Below are 19,037 nucleotides of genomic sequence, written 5' to 3'. Positions count from 1 at the left end.
CCTGCCGGCGAGGCGGCAGCCCTGCTTTCGGAAGCCTTAGAACTTGCTGGCGCCGGTGCTGCGGGCTGCAGCATCGATCGGGTTGGTCAGCGTCGACACGACCTTGCTGTTGACGCGCGAGCCGCTGCTCACGTTCTGGTCGGGGGCGTAGGCAGCGCGCACGGCCTCGGCCTGCACGGTGGAGCGAGGCTGCGACGCGGCCATGGTCTCGGCACCACGCGAGCCACGCGTCACGTTCTGGTTGGGGGCCTGGGCGGTCGCCACGGCCTGGGCCTGCACGTCGGCGCGGCTCAGGGCCGACACCGGCGCTTGCACGCCTTCATAGGTTTCCGCCTGGGCGCCAGCGATGGCGACGAAGGACAGTGCGGCGGCGGCAAGGATCTTCGATGCGTTCATGGTTCAACTCCTGACATTTGACGGAACGCGAACGAAGCTCCTGTTTTTGAAGCACTCACCCCTTGTGGTGCATTGGCTTTCGTCCGCCGGACCCGCGATGTGCTGAGCCCGTGGAACGAATTGTGTCGTTGCGACTCCGTACAAACCCGGCCCTTGCAGAACCACGCTGTTCGCGTATTTGAAACAATGGTTGCCGCTTCTTCGTACCCACGTCTGGATCCACCATGGACAGCCTCGATCTCCTCCGCACCTTCCGCGAAGTCGCCGTTCAGGGCAGCTTTTCCAAGGCGGCCAAACGCCTGGGGATGTCCAAGGCCACGGCCAGCAAGTACGTGGCGGAGCTCGAGACACGCTTCGGCGTACGCCTGCTCAATCGCTCCACACGCTCGGTCAGCCTGACGGACGCGGGTTCGCTGCTGCTGGAGCGAAGTCAACCGGTGATGGAGATGGTGGAGCTCACGCAGGCAGAACTGCAGGAGCGGGCCAACCAGCCGCGCGGGCGGTTGCGCATCGCCGCCCCGGTCGGCATGGCCAGTGGCGACCTGCCGAACCTCCTGGCCGAGTTCCTGGGCTACTACCCCGACGTCAACATCTCGCTGCAGCTGACCAACCAAGTCGACCTGGCGGAAGAGGGCATCGACGTGGGTCTGCGGTTCGGGCCCATCGAGGACGAGAACCTGATCGTTCGCCGCCTGCTGTGCATGCAGATGGTGGTGTGCGCCTCACCGGTCTACTGGCGCAAGCACGGCATGCCGAAACGGCCCGAGGACCTGGCTGAACACACCGCGCTGACGCTGGTGCGGCAAGGTATCGATCCGACCTGGCGATTCGAGGAGCGGGGCCGCAAGATCGACGTGCCCGTCAAGAGCCGGATGGAGGCGTCCGAGGCGGGGCCACTCATCAACGTGGCGATGCGTGGCCTGGGGGTGATCTATGTGCCCGCCCTGGTGGTGCAGCCGCATCTGGACCACGGAGAGCTGGTGCCGGTGCTGGGTGAGTTCAGCCGCAAGGACATGTGGCTGTCCGCGGCCTACCTCCAGCGCCGCCACAACAGCGCGGCCCTGCGGGCGCTGCTGGACTTCCTGGAATCGCGCATCGGCCCGAAGAGCAACTACGCCAAGCGGCAGGCGCAGTGCCAGGCCTTGCAGAAAGAGGCAGAAGGCAAGGCTGCCGGCACGTCCGACGACAGCGCAGCGGCAACAGCCGCGCCAGCCGTCGCCTGAGGGCACCCGCCGGCACGCGGCTGTGCGCATACGGATGCGGCCTAGGCTGGCCGCATCCGCGCTCGTCAGCCGACGTGCTTGGCGAAGAAGGCCAGCGTGCGCTCGCGCGCCAACTTGGCCGAGGGCGCGTCGTAGGAGCCGCGCTGGTCGCAGTTGAAGCCGTGGTTGGCCTCGTAGATGTGCACTTCCACCTCGGGATGCGCCTTCTTGAAGGCTTCCACGGTCTCCAGCGGAATCCAGTGGTCCTGCTTGCCGAAGTGGGCCATGACGGGCACCTTGGGCTGGCGGGCCGATTCCTCGGGGGTGGTCATGCCGCCGCCGTAGTAGGGCACGGCGGCCGACAGGCCCGCCAGCTCGCTGGCGCCGCGCCAGGTCAGCAGGCCGCCCCAGCAGTAGCCCACCAGGCCGACCTTGCCGGCCCGGCCGGCGTATTCGATGGCAGCCTGGATGTCCTGGAGCACGCCGGGTGCGGGCAGCGCTTCGACGGCCGTCTTGAGCTCGAAGCCGGCCTTCATGTCCTCGTCGGTATAGCCCAGCTCCACGCCCTGCTTGACGCGGTGGAAGGTGGCGGGTGCCACGGCCAGGTAGCCCTCGGCCGCGTAGCCGTCGGCCACCGAGCGGATGTGCGAGTTCACGCCGAAGATTTCCTGCACTACCACGACGGCGCCCTTGGGCGTGCCGGCGGGTTCAGCCACGTAGGCGGGGAAGGTGAAGCCATCCTTGGCGGTCAGGTCGATGAATTGGCCCATGGGGGTCAGCTCCTTTGGGTACAAACGGGGGGGTGGACACGTGCGGCCGGTCAGGCGTCAGGCCGCTGGCAGGTGCTGGCGGCGCAAGGCCACCAGCGGCCGGGCGCGAGTTTCACTCGAATCCTCGAACCACGTCGTCAGAGAAGGAGTCGACCTTGGAATCCGGAGTGCTCTTGGTCACCGGCGCGAGCCGCGGCATCGGTGCCGCCGTCGCGCTCGAAGCAGGTCGCCGCGGCTGGGCGGTGGCAGTCAACTACGCCAGCCAGTCGCTGGCGGCCGACGAGGTGGTGCGCCGCATCCGCGAAGCGGGCGGCCGCGCCATGGCCGTGCGGGCCGACGTGGGCGACGAGGCCCAGATCGACGCCATGTTCCGCCAGGTCGACGCCAAGTTCGGCCGCCTGATGGGCCTGGTCAACAACGCCGGCGTGGTGGACGTGCAGGCCCGGGTCGACGAGATGCAGGGGGCGCGGCTGGAACGGATGTTCCGCATCAACGTGACCGGCAGCTTCCTGTGCGCACGCGAGGCGGTGCGGCGAATGAGCACGCGCCATGGCGGTAGCGGAGGCGCCATCGTCAACCTGAGCAGCGCCGCGGCCCGCCTGGGCTCGCCCGGCCTGTACGTGGACTACGCCGCCAGCAAGGCCGCCATCGACACCATGACGCTGGGTCTGGCGCGCGAGGTGGCGGCCGAAGGCATCCGCGTCAACGCCGTTCGACCCGGGCTGATCGACACCGACATCCATGCCTCGGGCGGCCTGCCCGACCGGGCCTTCCAGCTCGCCGGCACCGTGCCGATGCAGCGCGTGGGCACGGCCGAGGAAATCGCGGCCGCCGTGCTGTGGCTGCTCTCGCCCGAGGCCAGCTACACCACCGGCGCGCTGCTGGACGTGACGGGCGGGCGCTGAGCGATGACCGGCATGGGCCACTCGATGGACCTGATCAAGCCGCTGATCACGCTGATGGCCATCGTGAATCCGCTGGCGATCGTGCCCTTCTTCATCCACTACACGCAGGGCTACAGCGACCGCATGCGCGAGCGCACCGCCCGCGTGGCGGCCTTCAGCGCCTTCGTGGTGATCGCGGTGAGCGCGCTGATCGGGCTGCAGCTGCTGTCCTTCTTCGGCATCTCCATCGCCAGCTTCCAGGTGGGTGGCGGCATGCTGCTGCTGATGAGCGCACTTAACATGCTCAACGCGCAACCGGCCGAAGCCAAGACGAGTCAGGAGGAGATCCGCGCGACCGAGGTGAAGGCGTCGCTGGGCGCCTCCATCGCCGTGGTGCCGCTGACCATTCCGCTGCTGACCGGCCCGGCCACCATGTCGACGATGGTGATCTACGCCGAGAAGGTGGAGCACTGGTGGCAGATGCTGGTGCTGGTGGGCTATGGCGCCGTCATTGCCCTGGCCACGCTGCTGGCGCTGCTGATGGCCGAGCCCATCGCCCGCGTGCTGGGCAAGACGGGGATCAATGTGATGACCCGGCTGATGGGCCTGATCCTGGCGGCGCTGGCTGTGGAGGTGATGGCCGACGGCCTGGGCAAGCTGTTCCCGGTCCTCGCCCGGGGCCTGCATTGAGATGCCGGACCCGTACTGAGCCTCAACGACGCGTGCCGTTGACCCAACGGACCATGTCCGCGATCACCTCGTCGCTGGCCGAGGCCAGGGCCCTGGCGCCGCCGGCCGCATCCGCCGTGCCGGCCGGGCGCTTAACGACGAACACGCGCTGACCCAGCACCCGCTCGCCAGTGGGCGACAGCGCCAACAGCGTGGCGCGCACCCGCACCAGCCCGCTGCTCGACGTGGGCGAGGCGAAGTAATGGCTGAATTCGTCGAGTGAGATTCGCAGCACCTCGCTGCTGCGACCTTCGCGCGCGAGGTTGCCGGCTTCCAGCGTGCCGAGCACGGTGCGCTGCTCCGCCAGGGCATCGCGCAACCGTTGCCGGAGGAGCTGCAGCGGCGGGTGTGTCCAACGCGCGGCGGCGTAGGGGCGCAGCGCCTGCGCGTCCTCGTAGCCCAGCCGGTAGTTGAGGGCGGTGCCTTCCAGACGCGAGGCGGCCGTGTCCAGGTCGGCCAGCGTGATGGGCGGCAGCGCCGCGGCAGGGGCAACTGCGGCGGCCGGGGCCAATGGACCGGGCCCGAAGTCGTAGCTGATGCTGCGCTGCGGCTTGTCGGGCAAGGCGCTGCAAGCGGCCAGCACCAGAACGGCCGCGGCAAGCAGCGCGCGACGAGGAAGTGAAAGGGATCGGTGCATGGAAACACTCCTTCGCATCAGCGGCCGGCCGCGGCAGGCGCGGGCGCCACGAAGCCGGGCTCGCCTGGGCCGGGCGCAGGCACGCCCGTGCCATAGATCAGCGACTGCGGGCTGTCGGCAATGGTGTCGGCCACGCGGCCGAGACGGCGTGCCGCCAGCGAGGTGTCGTCGGCCGCGCGGTTCAGGCGCGGCAATGTGGTGGCGTTGACCGACTCCAGCGTCTGCTGCAAGGCGGCGGTACCGCTGCCCAGTCGGGCCAGCGCGCCGTCCTCCGCATTCAGGCGCTGCAGCGTGGCATTGAGCGACTGCGCTGCCTGGCCGAAGTTCTGCGCGGTGCCGCGCACGGTCTGCGCCAGCGGCGGAATGGCGGCCAGGGCCGGGTCCACCCGCGTGCGCAAGGTCTGGTCCAGCGTGCGCGTGAGGTCGTTGGCATGGGCGGTGACCTGCGCGAGGTTCTCGAGGGCCTGGGCGATGCGTTGCTGGTTCTGATCGCTGAGCAGCGCATTGGCCCGGCGCGTGGCCTCCTCGACCTGGCCGAGGATGGCCTCGCCCCGCCCCTGCAGCTGCGAGAACATGGACGGGCGAAGCGGGATCTGCGGAGGATCGTCGTTGTTGGGCACCAGCGGCTCCTTGGATTCGCCCTTGTCGTCCAGCGCCACGAACGCAAGGCCCGTCACGCCCTGGTAGCTCAGGCTGGCGAAGGTGGACTTGGTGAGTGGGACCCGCTCGTCGATGGCCAGGCGCACCCGCACGTTGCCGCGCTTGTCGGGATCGAAGTCGATGCTCGCCACCTTGCCGACCATGATGCCGCGGTAGCGCACCGCCGCCTGCGGCTGCAGGCCGCTGACGGCGTCGCGCGTGCTCAGCTCGTAGGTGTTGCGCACCGTGCTGTCGCGGGTGAACCAGAGCACCAGCGCCACGAGCAGGGCCAGCATGCCGAAGACGAAGGCGCCAGCGGCCAGGGCATGGGACTTGTTTTCCATGGTGTTCCTCTTCCCGTTCAGGATGGCAGGGCGAGCGCGGCGCGATGGCCGCGTCCGCCCAGGAAGTACTCGCGGATGAAGGGATGGTCCACCGCCATCACCTCGCGGGCGCTGCCCAGCGCGATCACACGCTGGTCAGCCAGCACGGCGATGCGGGTGGACAGGTCGAACAGCGTGTCCAGGTCATGGGTGACCATCACCACCGTCAGGCCCAGTTCGCGGTGCAGACCGCGCAGCAACTCGCAGAAGCTGTCGGACGCCGCCGGGTCCAGCCCCGCGGTGGGCTCGTCAAGCAACAGCAGGGGCGGGTCCATGATGAGCGCCCGCGCCAGCGCCACGCGCTTGATCATGCCGCCCGATAGGTTGGCCGGCATCTTGTGCGCATGCTCCGGCCCCAGGCCCACCATCTGCAGCTTGACCAGCGCTGCGTCGCGGATCAGTTCGTCGGGCAGCAGCTTGAGTTCGCGCAGCGGAAAGGCGATGTTCTCCAGCACGCTGAAGGCCGAGAACAGCGCGCCGTGCTGGAACAACATGCCGACCGCCGCGGCGCCGCGCGCACTCAGTTCCGCGGGCGGCGCGCCCAGCACCCGCACCGTGCCACGCGTGGGCGCCTGCAGGCCCAGGATCTGCCGCAGCAGCACCGTCTTGCCGGTGCCGGAGCCACCCACCAGCGAGAGGATCTCGCCGCGCCGGATGTCCAGATCCAGGTCGCGGTGCACCACCTGCACCTGACCGCGCCCGCGTGGGAATTCGGTCCACAGTCCCCGGATCTCGACGACGCTGTCGCTGTCTTGCAGGCGGTGGATCATCGGAAGCCCACCCCGCGGAACAGCAGCGCGAAGAGCGCGTCGACCAGGATGACCATGGTGATGGCCGCCACCACGGACGCGGTGGTGCGCCGACCCAGACTCTCGGTGTTGGGCTCCACCCGCAGGCCGTGATGACAGGCGATGAGGGCGATCATCACGCCGAACACGGCGGACTTGGCCAGTGCGATGTACAGGTTGACGAAGGGCACCGCGCGCGGCAGTTGCTGCATGAAGAACACCGGTGCGATGTCCAGCGCCGACCAGGCCGCGAACATGCCGCCTGCCAGTGCCGAGAGCGAGGTCCACAGCGCCACCAGCGGCATCACCACGGCCAGCGCCAGCACGCGCGGCATCACCAGCCGATAGCCGGGCGGAATGCCCATGACGCGCATGGCGTCGAGCTCCTCGGTCACGCGCATGACGCCGATCTGCGCCGTGATGGCCGAGCCGGACCGCCCGGCCACCAGCACCGCGGCCAGCACCGGCCCCAGCTCGCGCAGGATGGACAGGCCCAGGATGTTCACCACGAATGACTCGGCGCCGTAGTTGCGCAGCTGGTTCGACATCAGGTAGGCCAGCACCACGCCGATCAGGAGGCCGACCAGCGCCGTGATCGGCAGCGCCGTGGCGCCGATGCGGTAGAGGTGCCCCGAGAAGTCGCGCCAGGGTCCGCGCTGCGGTGCGCGGGCCAGCCGCAGCAGGTCCAGCGCGAGTTGGCCGACCAGCAACAGCGTCTGGCGACCCAGACGCAGCAACGCCGGGCCTTGCGCCAGCAGACGCGCCGGCCAGGTGGCCCAGCCCTGCGAGGTGACTGGGGGCAGCGGCACGGTGTACTGCGCCACCTGGTCGAGCACGGCCTTCTGCGAATCGCTGAGCTGGAGCTGCGCCGGCCACTGACGGCCCCAGTGGTTCCATAGCAGTTGCGCGCCCACATGGTCGAGTTGCTCGATGCCGCGCAGGTCCCAGCCACCTCCCGAGCCTGCCGCATCGTCCAGGCAGCGCTCCAGCGCCAGCCATTGCTCGCGCGAGGAGAAGGCCAGCACCGTCCACCTTCCCGTGGGCGCCCACGGGCCATGTTCCTCGGCCTGGGCGCGGTCCACGCGCGGCCAGGCATCGTCGCTCGGAGGCTGGATAGAGGAGGAAGGCATTCGGTGGCGGTCTGCCTGAGCCGTGAGAGGACGGTCGGCGGGCAATCTGCGAATGCTACCCGCTGACCCGCCACTGACGCATGACCGCGCCAGGCCCGATCAGCGGTGAGGCGACTCCCACAAGCGGCGAACGCGACAAGCGCGCGGTCTGGCGGTATGCGCCTGGCCCGACCGTTCAGGCCGTGGAATCCGGCGGCGCGGCCTGCACCGAAAAGCCGTCCGAGAAGGCGTCCCGCAGCCAGCCCACGAAGGCCGCGACCGCGCGCGGCACATGCGGCGCGTAGGGGCGGATGGCGAACAGCTGTTCCGCGAAGGCGCCCACCGGCTGCCAGGCGGGCAGCACTTCCACGAGCCGGCCGCTGCGCAGGCCCGCCTGGGCGCTGAAGTCGGGCAGGAGCGCGATGCCCAGCCCCGCAGCGGCGGCGTCGCGCAGGGCCTCGCTGTTGTTCGCCGCAAACGGGCCCGCCACCGGCACGGTGATGCGCTCGGTCCCAGCCGCCGCCGGCCGGGGCAGGAAATGCCAGGCCGGCTGGTCCTGACGCGGGTAGTAGAGGCAGTCATGGCCGGCCAGATCCGTCGGCACTGTAGGCTCTCCACGCCGGCGCAGGTAGGTGCGGCTGGCCACCAGCAGGCTGCGGGTGGGGCACAGGGGCCAGGCGACGTGCGTGTCGGGCGGCGCGGCGCTGTGGCGGATGGCGAGGTCGAAGCCTTCCATGGCCAGGGCGCTCAGGCGGTCGGAGAGTTCCAGCTCGATGCGGACTTCGGGGTGCATGCGCAGGAAATCCGCCAGCCGGGGCACCAGTTGCTGACGCGCCAGCGCCACTGGCGCCGTCACCCGCAGGCGGCCGCGCGGCACGCCAGCCAGATCGCGAACGCCGGCGAAGCTCTGGGCGATGGCGTCGAAGGCGGTGCGGGTTTCCTCCACCAGCCGCTGGCCGGCCTCCGTTAGGCGCACGCTGCGCGTCGTGCGCTGAACCAGCGGCACGCCGGCCTCGCGCTCCAGCTCGGCGATGCGCTGGCTCATGCCGGCCTTGCTCACGCCCAGGCGGCGGGCCGCGGCGGTGTAGCTGCCCTGCTCGGCCAGCACGGTCAGCCAGTGCACATGGGCCCAGAGGCCTTCGATTTTGGAATGATCCATCGCGCGATTGTTCGCCGGATTGAACAATCAGTTCAACCGTGGCGGCTAGGCGGCAGAGAGGGGCAGTCCTAGACTGCCCGCCATTCCAGCCCTTCCACCGACGAGATCACCGATGAAGAACAGCATTGCCGCCATCGACCACTACATCCATGGCCAGGTCGTGGCCAACACCTCCGGCCGCACCCAGGACGTGTTCAACCCCGCCACAGGCGCCCTGACCGGCCGCACCGGCTTGGCCGACGTGGACCAGGTGAACGCCGCCGTGGTCGCCGCGCAGGCCGCCTTTCCGAAGTGGGCCGACACGCCGCCGATCCGCCGCGCACGGGTGATGTTCAAGTTCCTGGAGCTGCTGAACCAGCACCGCGACGAACTGGCCCACCTGATCACGGCCGAGCACGGCAAGGTGTTCACCGACGCCCAGGGCGAGGTCACGCGCGGCATCGACATCGTGGAATTCGCCTGCGGCATCCCGCAACTGCTCAAGGGCGACTTCACCGAGCAGGTCTCCACCGGCATCGACAACTGGACGATCCGCCAGCCCCTGGGCGTGGTCGCCGGCATCACGCCCTTCAACTTCCCGGTGATGGTGCCGATGTGGATGTTCCCGGTGGCCATCGCCGCCGGCAACACCTTCGTGCTCAAGCCCAGCCCGACCGACCCGAGCCCCTCGCTGCGCATCGCCGAGCTGCTGAAGGAGGCCGGCCTGCCCGACGGCGTGTTCAACGTGGTGCAGGGCGACAAGGTGGCCGTGGACGCGCTGCTGACACACCCCGACGTGAAGGCCGTGAGCTTCGTCGGCTCCACGCCCATCGCCAACTACATCTACGAGACCGGCGCCCGCCACGGCAAGCGCGTGCAGGCCCTGGGCGGCGCCAAGAACCACATGGTGGTGATGCCCGACGCCGACATCGACCAGGCCGTGGACGCGCTGATCGGCGCCGGCTACGGCTCGGCCGGCGAGCGCTGCATGGCCATCAGCGTGGCGGTGCTGGTGGGCGACGTGGCCGACAAGCTGATTCCCAAGCTGGTCGAGCGCACGAAGACGCTCAAGGTCCTCGATGGCGAGAACCTCGACGCCGAGATGGGCCCCATCGTCACCAAGGCGGCGCACGAGCGCATCCGCGGCTACATCGATCTGGGCGAGCAGGAAGGCGCGACGCTGCTGGTGGACGGCCGCGGCTTCGACGGCAAGAAGGCCGGCGAAGGCTGCGAAGGCGGCTTCTGGCTGGGCGGCACGCTGTTCGACCATGTCACGCCCGAGATGCGCATCTACAAGGAAGAGATCTTCGGCCCGGTGCTGGGCTGCGTGCGCGTGAAGGACCTGGCCGAGGCCGTCGACCTGATCAACGCCCACGAATTCGGCAACGGGGTGGCCTGCTTCACCCGCGACGGCAACGTGGCGCGCGAATTCGGCCGCCGCATCCAGGTGGGCATGGTGGGCATCAACGTGCCGATTCCGGTGCCCATGGCCTGGCAGGGCTTCGGCGGCTGGAAGCGCTCGCTCTTCGGCGACATGCATGCCTACGGCGAGGAAGGCGTGCGCTTCTACACCAAGCAGAAGTCGATCATGCAGCGCTGGCCGGAGAGCATCGGCAAGGGCGCCGAGTTCGTGATGCCCACGGCCAAGTAAGGCCCGCGGGAGGCGGTGCTACCATGGTGTTACCCGATTGAGAGCGATTGGAGAACGCGATGGGCACCACCTCCTTGAAGCTGCCTGAGGACCTCAAGCAGACGATCCAGCAGTTTGCCGAGCAGGACCAGGTCTCGGCGCACGCATTCATGCTGCGGACCTTGCAGGATGAAGTGCGCCGGCGCCAGCAGCGCGCGGAATTCCTGGCCGATGCCATGGCGGCCGCGGCGGAGATCGATGCCGGCGGACCGGTGTATGACGCCGAGGATGTCTTCGACTGGCTGCACGCCCGGATTCGTGCTCGCGGCACGGACGAAGTGGTTCCGGAGCCGGTCCCCGTTCGGGGTCGAGGCTCGAAGCCGAAGAAAAAGGCTGCATGAGTCGGCTCACGCTGAGCCCCCGGGCGCGCCGGGATTTGCAGCGGCTGGTGGACTTCCTGCTGCCGGGCGATCCCGATGCCGCGGCCGATACCGTCACCGTGATCCGTCAGGCCTTGAGCGTTCTCACGCACCAGCCGCGCATCGGCCGGCCAGTGCAGGGACGGTTGCGCGAACTGGTCATACAGCGTGGCAATACGGGCTATATAGCGCTCTACCGCGTCAGCATCGATCAGGCGGAAGTCGAGGTCCTCGCCATCCGCCATCAATGCGAATCCGGCTACCACCCGGGCGATCTGTAGGCCCCACTCACCCCCTTTCGCCCCCCGCACAAGGCCCGCCAGAGGCCAAGGAGACAACCGTGAGCGACACCACCTTCGACTACATCGTCATCGGCGCAGGCACCGCCGGCGCATTGATGGCCAACCGCCTGAGCGCCGACCGCGACAAACGCGTGCTGCTGCTGGAGGCCGGCCGCAAGGACGACTACCACTGGATCCACATCCCGGTGGGCTACCTCTACTGCATCGGCAACCCGCGCACCGACTGGCTCTACCAGACCGAGCCCGACGCCGGCCTCAACGGCCGCGTGCTGCGCTATCCGCGCGGCAAGACGCTGGGCGGCTGCTCCAGCATCAACGGCATGATCTACATGCGCGGCCAGGCCCGCGACTACGACGGCTGGGCCCAGATCACCGGCGACGACGCCTGGCGCTGGGACAGCGTCCTGCCAGCCTTCAAGCGCCACGAGGACCACTACCTCGGCGACGCCGGCCAGCCCGGCGCGGCGGACCCGGAGTTCGCCCGCTTCCACGGCCACGGCGGCGAATGGCGGGTGGAGAAGCAGCGGCTGCGCTGGGACATCCTCGATGCCTTCGCGCAGGCCGCGCAGGAAGCCGGCATTCCGCATTCCACCGACTTCAACCGCGGCAGCAACGAAGGCGTGGGCTACTTCCAGGTCAACCAGAAGTCTGGCTGGCGCTGGAACACGGCCAAGGCCTTCCTGCGGCCCACCTGCTTCGGCCGCCCCAACTTCGAGCTGTGGACCGGCGCCCAGGTGGCCCGCCTGCTGATCGAGCCCACGCCCGAAGGCAGCCGGCGCTGCACCGGCGCACGGGTGTGGAACGGCCGCGAGATGGTGGAGGTGCACGCCACGCGCGAGGTGATCCTGTGCGCCGGCGCCATCGGCTCGCCGCAGATCCTGCAGCTGTCGGGCATCGGCCCGGCAGAGCTGCTGCGCGCGCAGGGCATCGAAGTGCAGGCCGACCTGCCCGGCGTGGGCGCCAACCTGCAGGACCACCTGCAGATCCGCGCCGTGTTCAAGATCAACGGCGCGCCGACGCTGAACGTGCTCGCTTCCAGCCTGGTGGGAAAGGCGCGCATCGGCCTGGAATACGTGCTGCGTCGCAGCGGCCCGATGAGCATGGCGCCCTCGCAGCTGGGCGCCTTCACCCGCAGCACGCCCGACCGGCCCTGGCCCAACATCCAGTACCACGTGCAGCCGCTGTCGCTGGACGCCTTCGGCGACCCGCTGCACAGCTTTCCGGCCTTCACGGCCAGCGTGTGCAACCTCAACCCGACCAGCCGCGGCACGGTGCGGCTGAAGACGCCGCGTTTCGAGGATGCGCCGGCGATCGCGCCCAACTACCTTTCCACCGACGAAGACCGCCAGGTGGCGGCCGACTCGCTGCGCGTGACGCGCCGCATCGCCGCGCAGCCGGCACTGGCCCGCTACCAGCCGCAGGAATGGAAGCCGGGCCCTCAGTACGAGAGCGACGAGGACCTGGCCCGCCTGGCCGGCGACATCGCGACGACCATCTTCCACCCGGTGGGCACCGCGCGCATGGGCGCGGATGGCGATGCGCAGGCGGTGCTGGATTCGCGACTGCGCGTGCGCGATGGCCGTGGGGGCCTCATTGCGGGCCTGCGGGTGGTCGACGCGAGCACGATGCCCACCATCACCAGCGGCAACACCAACAGCCCGACGCTGATGATTGCCGAGAAGGCAGCGGGCTGGGTGCGGGAAGCGGCGCAGGGCTGAACGCGCCACGCCGACTTCAGGCCGCCCGCGCCGCGGCCTTGCCCGCCAGATGCCCGCGGGTGAAGGCCTCCTCGAAGATCGAGTAGCCGGACCAGTCCGCATGCGCGAAGTGCAGCCGGCCCGCACGCACTTCCCCACCGGGCGCGATCCGAGTAAGGTGCGCACGCAGCCCCGGCGTGGGCACTGCCATGGCATGGCCATAGCGCGTGATGGCCAGCCGCGTCGCGCGCTCGGCCAGGTCGGGATGGGGCACCGACAACTCTGCGAGCATTTCGTCGCGCCAGGCCTCCCAAGGGCGCTCGGCCAGCAGGCGGCGGCCATCGCCGCCGTCGAATTCACTCGGCCCCAGCGGGCGATACCAGCTCAGCACCGTAGGCGCGGGCGTCGGGTCCAGCCGCTGATGACCCGCATCCACGTAGCCCAGCCCGCGCGTGCCATACACGACGTTGTCCCAGCTGGGCGCCGCGCCGGGCCGGTCGCGCAGCGGCGAGGACAGGTGCAGGTTGGCCACCAGCCAGGGCGAATACGTCAGGCCGGCCGCGAGCTCGGACAGGAAGGCCGGCGGTGACGCCACCACGCGCGCCGCGACAAAGGCCGGCAGCGCGACGATGCACTGCTGGGCCTGCCAGCGCACGCGCTGCTGCGCCGCCGCGTCCCAGGCATCGACTGCCACGCCGCTGCGCGTCTGCTCGATGCGCAGCACCACCTGTCCGGTCTGCAGGCGCCCTGCCAGCGGCGCGGCCAGGCGGCGGGTGAGCCAGGCATTGCCCTCCGGCCAAGTCAGCACGGCCTCGCGCTCGGCGTCGAGGCCGTCGCCCGGCGCATGGAAGCCGTGGCGGCTGGCAAAGTAGTGCAGCCCCGCCCAGGCCGAGACCTGCGCCAGGCCCGCACCGTAGTCGTCGCGGCTGCAGTAGCCAAGGTACCAGCGCAGTTGCGGGTCATGAAGGCCCTCGGCGTCCAGCCAGGCTGCGAAGCTTTGGCGGTCCAGGTCGGCCAGCAGCGCCGAGGGCGCGGCGCGCAGCGTCGGGATGGCGAAATGGGCCGCGCGGCGCAGCGCCTCGACCTTCTGCGCGAAGCGGTGGTATTGCGCCAGCGTGTCCGCGCCTACCCCGTTCAACGGCAGCAGCCCGTCCTGCCATTCGCCCTGGAAGAAGAGCCGCTCCTGCGGGCTGTGGCACAGGTGCCGCTCGTCGTAGACCCAGCGGCCGGCCTCGCGACGGCGCAGGCCCAGTTCTTCCAGCAGGTCCTGCACCTCGCGCGCATCGTCGCCGGGCACCGGCAGGTAGTGCGCACCCAGAGGACACGCCAGGCCACCGACCTGGCCGCCACGGGCATTGCCGCCGGCTCCGTCCTCCAGTTCGAGCAGGGCGAAGTCGTCGATGCCGGCCTGCCGCAGCGCGCGTGCCGCCGCCAGCCCGGCCACACCGCCGCCCGCGATCAGCACGCGGGTGCGCCGCTCCTTTGCCACGGGCTGCGACGCCCAGCGGCCATCACGCAGCGCATGGCCGCGCGCCATGTCGATGCCGGCAAGGCCGCCTTCCAGCGCAGGGGACGAGCGGCCGCAGCCCGCAAGCCACGCCGGCAGCCCGACCGTCGTCGCACCCGCCGCGGCGACGCCGACGAAGCGCCGGCGCCCGCCATTCAATGGCCGCTGACCTTGCCCCATTCCTGCTCGTAGGTATGCACCAGCACCTGGTTCGACAGCCGGTTGACCTCGGCTGGCACGCGCGCCATGTCGCGCGGAAAGTCGAACAGCAGCGGCAGCGTCGCAGGCGACAGGAAGCGCAGGCCCTCGGGCAGCGCCGTCGGCATGCGCCAGGGGCGCCGGCTGGCGATCACGTAGCCCCATTCGCCGAAGCTGGGCACGTGCGCGTGGTACGGCGTAGCCGTGAGGCCGGCGGCCTCGATGGTCTGGACCACCGTCCAGAAGCTGCGCCGCGCCACCAGCGGCGAGGTGGTCTGCACCACCGCATAGCCGCTGGCCGACAGGCGCTGGCCCAGCAAGGCATAGAAGCTCTGCGTGTAGAGCTTGCCGATGGCGAAGTTGGTGGGGTCGGGGAAGTCCACCACGATCACGTCGTAGAAGCCGTCATCACCCGCTGCAGGCGGCTGCTGGAGCCACTGGAAGGCATCGGTGTTGACGATGCGCAGCTTGGGTGAACGCAGCGAATGGCCATTGAGCGCAGCCAGCTGCGCATGGTCGCGGAACAGCGCCGTCATGTTCGGGTCCAGCTCGACCAGCGTGACCTGCTCGACCGAGGGGTACTTGAGGATCTCGCGCACCGCCATGCCGTCGCCACCGCCCAGCACGGCCACCCGGCGCGGGGCGCCCTGGGCCGCCATGGCCGGGTGCACCAGCGCCTCGTGGTAGCGGTATTCGTCGCGCTCGGCGAACTGCAGGTTGCCGTTGAGGAAGAGCCGGTGGCCCGCATTGCCGCGCGTGACCACGATGCGCTGGTAGGGCGAGCTGGCGGCGAAGACGATGCGCTCCTGGTAGAGCTTGTCTTCCGCCAGGCTGCTGATGCGCTCGGCCCCCACGAAGGCGCCCGCCAGCGCGGCCAGCGTCAGCACGCAGGCCATCGCATGCGCGCCGAAGCGCCGCAGCTCGTGCCGGAACAGCCACAGCGCCCACAGGCCCACGGCCGCATTCATCAGCCCGAACAGCAGCCCCGTGCGCACCATGCCCAGCTGCGGCACCAGCACCAGCGGAAAGGCCACCGACACGGCCAGCGCGCCGAGGTAGTCGAAGGTGAGCACCTGCGAGACCAGGTCCTTGAGCTGGATGTCGCGCCGCAGGATGCGCATGACCAGCGGAATCTCCAGCCCCACCAGCGTGCCCACCACCAGCACGCCGCCGTACAGCAGCAGGCGGAAGGCGCCGGGCACATAGGCATTGGCCAGGAAGAGCATCGCCGGCAGGCAGCCGCCGACCAGCGCCACCAGCAGCTCGATGCGCAGGAAGTGGGCGGGCAGCTGCCGCTCGAAATAGCGCGACAGCCAGGAGCCCACGCCCATCGCGAACAGGTAGGCGCCGATCACGGTGGAGAACTGCAGCACCGAGTCGCCCAGCACATAGGAGCTGAGCGCCGCCGCGCTGAGTTCGTACACCAGCCCGCAGGCCGCCACCACGAAGACGCTGGCCAGCAGCGACACCGCCACGGGCGACGGCGCGCGCGCCACGGCCGTCACGCCCGGCTTCCTTCAGCGCCCAAAGCGGCAGGGCTCGATGCGGCCGCCGCCGGGCCGCCCCAAGGCGGCCGCACCGCCCCCTCGGGGGGTGGCGTTACACGTCGCGGAGCGACGTGAAAAGCCTGGGGGCAACATCCCGCCGCCGCCGGGCCGCCCCAAGGCGGCCGCGCCTCCCCCTCGGGGGGTGGCGTTACACGCCGCGAAGCGGCGTGATAAGCCGGGGGGCTCAATGGATCGCTGCCGCCACGATGATCGAAATGCCCAGGCACATCGCCGCGACCACCAGCGCCAGCGCCCGGTTCTGCTTCTCGACGATCTCCGCCCACAGGTCGTAGGGCGTGATCTTGTCGATGATGATGAAGGCCACCCAGAACACGATGATGCCGATCAGCGCATACAGCAGGGTGCCCGCGATGGACACGGGATGGAGCCATTCGAATTTCGCCATGTGTCTCTCCGCGAAGGGATGAAGAAGAAGACGGCGCCACCTACTTGTGGCCGCCGCCGCTGGAATAGCCGCCGTAGGAGCCGCCCGTGCTGCGCCAGCCGCTGCCCGACGAGCCCGAGCCGCCGCTGCAGGTCGACAGGATCACCAGCAGGATGATCACCACCACCACGATCAGGATGATGGTGCCGCACCCGAGACCCGAGGCCGCGCTCAGCGGCGCCGCATCGGCCCGCTTGAACTGGTCCTTGCGCGCATCGAGCTTGAAGGCCTGGGCCACGGCCGCGCCGTCCAGCCGGTTGCCGAGCGACCAGGTCAGCTCCTTGTCGGCCCGCTCCAGCGACAGCACCGCGCCGCGGGGGCCGGCGTAGTCGCGGTTGCTGGTGCGCTGGCCGCGCTCGACGCGCCAGTAGAACTCGCCGGCCACGTAGGTGGTCTCGGCGTCGTAGCTGTACTGCTGGCGGTAGGTGGTGCCCAGATAACGCGCGCTGGCGCCGCCGCCCGACATCACCGGCGCGCCGGTGGTCGGCCGCACCAGGCTCCAGCCGTCCTCGGCGTCCACCAGAAAGCAGAAGCCCTTCTGCCGGTTGTAGAGCAGGTATTCGTTCCAGCCGAACTGCTCGTCCTCGCCAGGCGAGCGGCCCATGCGGTGCTGAAAGCCCACCACCTGCCAGTCGCTGCCCTCCAGTCGGCCCGTGCTGCCCAGCGCGATCAGCGGCTTCACCGGCTCGTCCTGCACCGCGTACTTCAGCTCGGCACCGATGCCTTCGCTCAGGTCGATCAGGCTCTTGCAGCTGGCGCAGGTGATGCTCTTGCTGCCTTCCAGCTGCACCGTCACCGGCGCACCGCAGTGCGGGCAGTTGAAGGCGCGGCCGCGCTCCTCCTTGCCGGATTCGCTGCGCAGGCCGGTGAGCTGCAGGTCGGCCAGTGCCACCTGCCGGCCCAGCCAGGCCGTGGGCGGCTGGCTGCCGTACTCCAGGCTGAGCACCAGCCCCTGGTCGTTGCGCAGCTCGACCACGCGGAAGGGCTGGCCGAGCTCGGGCAGCCGCGGCAGTTCGCCCTGGGCCGAGAGCAGCGCCGCCTCTTCGTTGGAGGCCACCGTGTACGACTGGCCGTTGATGGCCGTGGTCATGCCCACACGCAGGGCATCGGCGGGCGGCGCCTCCTGCGTCAGCGTATAGGGCAACGAGAAGACGTAGCTGCCGTTGTCCTCGCTCAGCGTGCCCTGGCGCTCGCCGTCGAGCTGGGCGATCCATTCGGTCCAGCGCCCGCCGGCATAGGCGTACTGCATCCGACCGACCAGGGTGAAGGGCTTGTCCTGCAGGCGGCCGGCGACAAAGAGCTGCAGCGGACTGAAGTCCTCGAACAGCTCGGCCATCTTGCCCACGCGCGCCAGTTGCTCGCCCTGGCGGACGACCGTGCTCTGGCAGTAGGGGCAGACGGCATAGACCGACTGCGCCGAGCGGAACTCGACCGGTGCGCCGCAGCCCGGGCAGGGGGCGCGGTAGTGGCGCTGGGTGCCGCCGGCCTCAGCCATGGCGGGAGCGTGCGGGGCGGATCACGTCAGCTTTTTCAGCAGTTCGGTCTTCTTGGCGTCGAACTCTTCCTGGGTCAGGATGCCCTTGGTCTTGAGTTCGGCCAGCTTCTCGAGGGTGGACATCACCTCGGCGGGGCTGACGGTCGGCGCCGCGTCCGCCGCAGCCGGCGCGGCGGACGGGGCCGGCTGCTGCAGGCCCTGCGCCAGCGTGTTGGCCATCACCTGCCCCAGCGCGACGCCCGCGCCCAGGCCCAAGGCATCGCCGGCCACGCCGCCGCCATGGCCGCTGTTCTCGGCGAAGACCGGGATGGCCTGACCCGCCTGGTACTGCATGAACTTGCCCATGTCGTTGCCGACCATGCCCATGCCGATCTTCTGGTCGAGGACCTTCTGCAGCTCCTCGGGCAGCGACAGGTTCTGCAGCGTCATCACGTCCAGACGCAGGCCGATCCTGGCGAACTCGGGCGCCAACTGCGCGGCCAGGGCCTGCGCGAACTGGTTCTGGTTGGCCGCCAGGTCCAGGAAGGGCACCCCGCTGGCCGCGATGGCGTTGCTGATGTTCTGCAGCACCAGCCCGCGCAACTGCCCGTCGAGGTCGGCCACCGTGTAGCGCTCGCGCGTGCCCGAGATCTCGGTGTGGAAGAGCTTGGGGTCGGCCACCCGGTAGCTGTAGTTGCCGAAGGCCCGCAACCGCACCGCGCCGAAGTCCTTGTCGCGGATGGTGATGGGCTGGGGCGTGCCCCACTTTTGATCCACCTGCTGGCGGGTGCTGAAGAAGTACACGTCGCTCTTGAAGGGCGACTCGAAGAGCTTGTCCCAGTTGCGCAGGTAGGTCAGCACCGGCAGCGTCTGGGTCGTCAGCTTGTACATGCCGGGGCCGAAGACGTCGGCCACCGTGCCCTCGTTGACGAAGACCGCCATCTGCGACTCGCGTACGGTGAGCGAGGCGCCGTTCTGGATCTCCATGCCCGCCATCGGGAACCGCCAGGCGAGCGTGCCATCGCCCTCCTCCGTCCATTGGATGACGTCGATGAACTGTTTCTTGATGAAATCCATCAGTGCCATGCGGTGCTCCGTGCGTGCGTGGTGAGAAGCCGCAAATGGTGCCACACGGCGCCGCGA

General features: G+C 69.7%; 19 protein-coding genes. 7 read left to right on the top strand and 12 right to left on the bottom strand.

Features of this window, described 5'->3' with window-relative positions; genetic code table 11:
• Positions 1-36 precede the first annotated feature (36 nt).
• Positions 37-396: a DUF4148 domain-containing protein gene (locus BXA03_RS07685; protein ID WP_076505696.1), complete on the bottom strand. Its 360-nt coding sequence runs from the start codon at positions 394-396 to the stop codon at positions 37-39.
• A 224-nt stretch (positions 397-620) separates the two neighbouring features.
• Between BXA03_RS07685 and BXA03_RS07680 the strand changes: the two genes are divergently transcribed.
• Positions 621-1,619: a LysR family transcriptional regulator gene (locus tag BXA03_RS07680; protein WP_083715936.1), complete on the top strand. Its 999-nt coding sequence runs from the start codon at positions 621-623 to the stop codon at positions 1,617-1,619.
• A 65-nt stretch (positions 1,620-1,684) separates the two neighbouring features.
• On the opposite strand, the gene BXA03_RS07675 is transcribed toward BXA03_RS07680, so the two are convergent.
• Entirely contained in the window at positions 1,685-2,368 is a 684-nt protein-coding gene (locus tag BXA03_RS07675) for a dienelactone hydrolase family protein (protein WP_076505694.1), read from the bottom strand.
• 155 nt (positions 2,369-2,523) lie between these two features.
• Between BXA03_RS07675 and BXA03_RS07670 the strand changes: the two genes are divergently transcribed.
• Positions 2,524-3,273, top strand: a complete 750-nt coding sequence (locus BXA03_RS07670; RefSeq protein WP_076505692.1) for an SDR family oxidoreductase — start codon at positions 2,524-2,526, stop codon at positions 3,271-3,273.
• A 12-nt stretch (positions 3,274-3,285) separates the two neighbouring features.
• Positions 3,286-3,942: a MarC family protein gene (locus BXA03_RS07665; protein ID WP_369822403.1), complete on the top strand. Its 657-nt coding sequence runs from the start codon at positions 3,286-3,288 to the stop codon at positions 3,940-3,942.
• A 22-nt stretch (positions 3,943-3,964) separates the two neighbouring features.
• On the opposite strand, the gene BXA03_RS07660 is transcribed toward BXA03_RS07665, so the two are convergent.
• The 5 genes from BXA03_RS07660 to BXA03_RS07640 all read right to left on the bottom strand — a co-directional run bounded on the left by BXA03_RS07660 (position 3,965) and on the right by BXA03_RS07640 (position 8,696).
• Positions 3,965-4,618, bottom strand: a complete 654-nt coding sequence (locus tag BXA03_RS07660) for an ABC-type transport auxiliary lipoprotein family protein (protein ID WP_234983624.1) — start codon at positions 4,616-4,618, stop codon at positions 3,965-3,967.
• Positions 4,619-4,635: 17 nt separating this feature from the next.
• Positions 4,636-5,601 carry an MlaD family protein gene (locus BXA03_RS07655; RefSeq protein ID WP_076505688.1) on the bottom strand — a complete coding sequence of 322 codons (966 nt, stop codon included), beginning with the start codon at positions 5,599-5,601 and terminating at the stop codon, positions 4,636-4,638.
• Positions 5,602-5,618: 17 nt separating this feature from the next.
• Positions 5,619-6,410, bottom strand: coding sequence for an ABC transporter ATP-binding protein (locus BXA03_RS07650; RefSeq protein WP_200803347.1), 792 nt, complete (start codon positions 6,408-6,410; stop codon positions 5,619-5,621).
• Positions 6,407-7,558 carry an MlaE family ABC transporter permease gene (locus BXA03_RS07645; RefSeq protein ID WP_076505685.1) on the bottom strand — a complete coding sequence of 384 codons (1,152 nt, stop codon included), beginning with the start codon at positions 7,556-7,558 and terminating at the stop codon, positions 6,407-6,409. The genes BXA03_RS07650 and BXA03_RS07645 overlap by 4 nt, the downstream gene beginning before the upstream one ends.
• A 175-nt stretch (positions 7,559-7,733) precedes the next feature.
• A complete protein-coding gene (locus tag BXA03_RS07640; protein WP_076505683.1) occupies positions 7,734-8,696 on the bottom strand; it encodes a LysR family transcriptional regulator in 963 nt (320 codons plus the stop codon).
• A 112-nt stretch (positions 8,697-8,808) separates the two neighbouring features.
• Between BXA03_RS07640 and BXA03_RS07635 the strand changes: the two genes are divergently transcribed.
• Genes BXA03_RS07635 through BXA03_RS07620 form a run of 4 tightly spaced genes read left to right on the top strand, consistent with a single transcriptional unit; the run spans position 8,809 to position 12,744 of the window.
• Positions 8,809-10,326, top strand: a complete 1,518-nt coding sequence (locus BXA03_RS07635; RefSeq protein ID WP_076505680.1) for a CoA-acylating methylmalonate-semialdehyde dehydrogenase — start codon at positions 8,809-8,811, stop codon at positions 10,324-10,326.
• A gap of 59 nt (positions 10,327-10,385) precedes the next feature.
• Positions 10,386-10,706, top strand: coding sequence for a hypothetical protein (locus BXA03_RS07630; RefSeq protein ID WP_076505677.1), 321 nt, complete (start codon positions 10,386-10,388; stop codon positions 10,704-10,706).
• Positions 10,703-11,005 (top strand): type II toxin-antitoxin system RelE/ParE family toxin, encoded by a 303-nt coding sequence (locus BXA03_RS07625; protein ID WP_076505675.1) that lies wholly within the window; start codon positions 10,703-10,705, stop codon positions 11,003-11,005. The genes BXA03_RS07630 and BXA03_RS07625 overlap by 4 nt, the downstream gene beginning before the upstream one ends.
• A 59-nt stretch (positions 11,006-11,064) precedes the next feature.
• Positions 11,065-12,744, top strand: coding sequence for a GMC family oxidoreductase (locus BXA03_RS07620; RefSeq protein ID WP_076505672.1), 1,680 nt, complete (start codon positions 11,065-11,067; stop codon positions 12,742-12,744).
• 16 nt (positions 12,745-12,760) lie between these two features.
• On the opposite strand, the gene BXA03_RS07615 is transcribed toward BXA03_RS07620, so the two are convergent.
• The 5 genes from BXA03_RS07615 to BXA03_RS07595 form a co-directional block, all read right to left on the bottom strand.
• Positions 12,761-14,410 (bottom strand): FAD-dependent oxidoreductase, encoded by a 1,650-nt coding sequence (locus BXA03_RS07615; protein ID WP_076505670.1) that lies wholly within the window; start codon positions 14,408-14,410, stop codon positions 12,761-12,763.
• A complete protein-coding gene (locus BXA03_RS07610; protein WP_076505668.1) occupies positions 14,386-15,933 on the bottom strand; it encodes a polyamine aminopropyltransferase in 1,548 nt (515 codons plus the stop codon). Before BXA03_RS07610 ends, BXA03_RS07615 begins: the two co-directional genes overlap by 25 nt.
• 226 nt (positions 15,934-16,159) lie before the next feature.
• Complete coding sequence (locus tag BXA03_RS07605) at positions 16,160-16,381, bottom strand: DUF350 domain-containing protein (protein ID WP_017757264.1); 222 nt, start codon at positions 16,379-16,381, stop codon at positions 16,160-16,162.
• Positions 16,382-16,421: 40 nt separating this feature from the next.
• On the bottom strand, positions 16,422-17,915 hold the full coding sequence (locus BXA03_RS07600; protein ID WP_076505665.1) for a DUF4178 domain-containing protein: 1,494 nt from the start codon (positions 17,913-17,915) through the stop codon (positions 16,422-16,424).
• Positions 17,916-17,936: 21 nt separating this feature from the next.
• Positions 17,937-18,980: an SPFH domain-containing protein gene (locus BXA03_RS07595; RefSeq protein WP_076505663.1), complete on the bottom strand. Its 1,044-nt coding sequence runs from the start codon at positions 18,978-18,980 to the stop codon at positions 17,937-17,939.
• Between the last annotated feature and the right edge of the window lie 57 nt (positions 18,981-19,037).

Origin of the sequence: Pseudacidovorax sp. RU35E (assembly GCF_900156165.1) — a bacterium.
Lineage (GTDB): Bacteria > Pseudomonadota > Gammaproteobacteria > Burkholderiales > Burkholderiaceae_C > Xenophilus.
The sequence above is the reverse complement of the archived record's forward strand: the minus strand, read 5'-3'. Positions and strand labels throughout refer to the sequence as shown.

What these genes read in the sequence shown, in the direction of transcription:
- BXA03_RS07685 (WP_076505696.1), bottom strand. Translation starts at nt 396, where the DNA reads ATGAACGCATCGAAGATCCTTGCCGCCGCCGCACTGTCCTTCGTCGCC.
- BXA03_RS07680 (WP_083715936.1), top strand. Translation starts at nt 621, where the DNA reads ATGGACAGCCTCGATCTCCTCCGCACCTTCCGCGAAGTCGCCGTTCAG.
- BXA03_RS07675 (WP_076505694.1), bottom strand. Translation starts at nt 2,368, where the DNA reads ATGGGCCAATTCATCGACCTGACCGCCAAGGATGGCTTCACCTTCCCC.
- BXA03_RS07665 (WP_369822403.1), top strand. Translation starts at nt 3,286, where the DNA reads ATGGGCCACTCGATGGACCTGATCAAGCCGCTGATCACGCTGATGGCC.
- BXA03_RS07660 (WP_234983624.1), bottom strand. Translation starts at nt 4,618, where the DNA reads ATGCACCGATCCCTTTCACTTCCTCGTCGCGCGCTGCTTGCCGCGGCC.
- BXA03_RS07655 (WP_076505688.1), bottom strand. Translation starts at nt 5,601, where the DNA reads ATGGAAAACAAGTCCCATGCCCTGGCCGCTGGCGCCTTCGTCTTCGGC.
- BXA03_RS07650 (WP_200803347.1), bottom strand. Translation starts at nt 6,410, where the DNA reads ATGATCCACCGCCTGCAAGACAGCGACAGCGTCGTCGAGATCCGGGGA.
- BXA03_RS07645 (WP_076505685.1), bottom strand. Translation starts at nt 7,558, where the DNA reads ATGCCTTCCTCCTCTATCCAGCCTCCGAGCGACGATGCCTGGCCGCGC.
- BXA03_RS07640 (WP_076505683.1), bottom strand. Translation starts at nt 8,696, where the DNA reads ATGGATCATTCCAAAATCGAAGGCCTCTGGGCCCATGTGCACTGGCTG.
- BXA03_RS07635 (WP_076505680.1), top strand. Translation starts at nt 8,809, where the DNA reads ATGAAGAACAGCATTGCCGCCATCGACCACTACATCCATGGCCAGGTC.
- BXA03_RS07630 (WP_076505677.1), top strand. Translation starts at nt 10,386, where the DNA reads ATGGGCACCACCTCCTTGAAGCTGCCTGAGGACCTCAAGCAGACGATC.
- BXA03_RS07625 (WP_076505675.1), top strand. Translation starts at nt 10,703, where the DNA reads ATGAGTCGGCTCACGCTGAGCCCCCGGGCGCGCCGGGATTTGCAGCGG.
- BXA03_RS07615 (WP_076505670.1), bottom strand. Translation starts at nt 14,410, where the DNA reads ATGGGGCAAGGTCAGCGGCCATTGAATGGCGGGCGCCGGCGCTTCGTC.
- BXA03_RS07605 (WP_017757264.1), bottom strand. Translation starts at nt 16,381, where the DNA reads ATGGCGAAATTCGAATGGCTCCATCCCGTGTCCATCGCGGGCACCCTG.
- BXA03_RS07600 (WP_076505665.1), bottom strand. Translation starts at nt 17,915, where the DNA reads ATGGCTGAGGCCGGCGGCACCCAGCGCCACTACCGCGCCCCCTGCCCG.
- BXA03_RS07595 (WP_076505663.1), bottom strand. Translation starts at nt 18,980, where the DNA reads ATGGCACTGATGGATTTCATCAAGAAACAGTTCATCGACGTCATCCAA.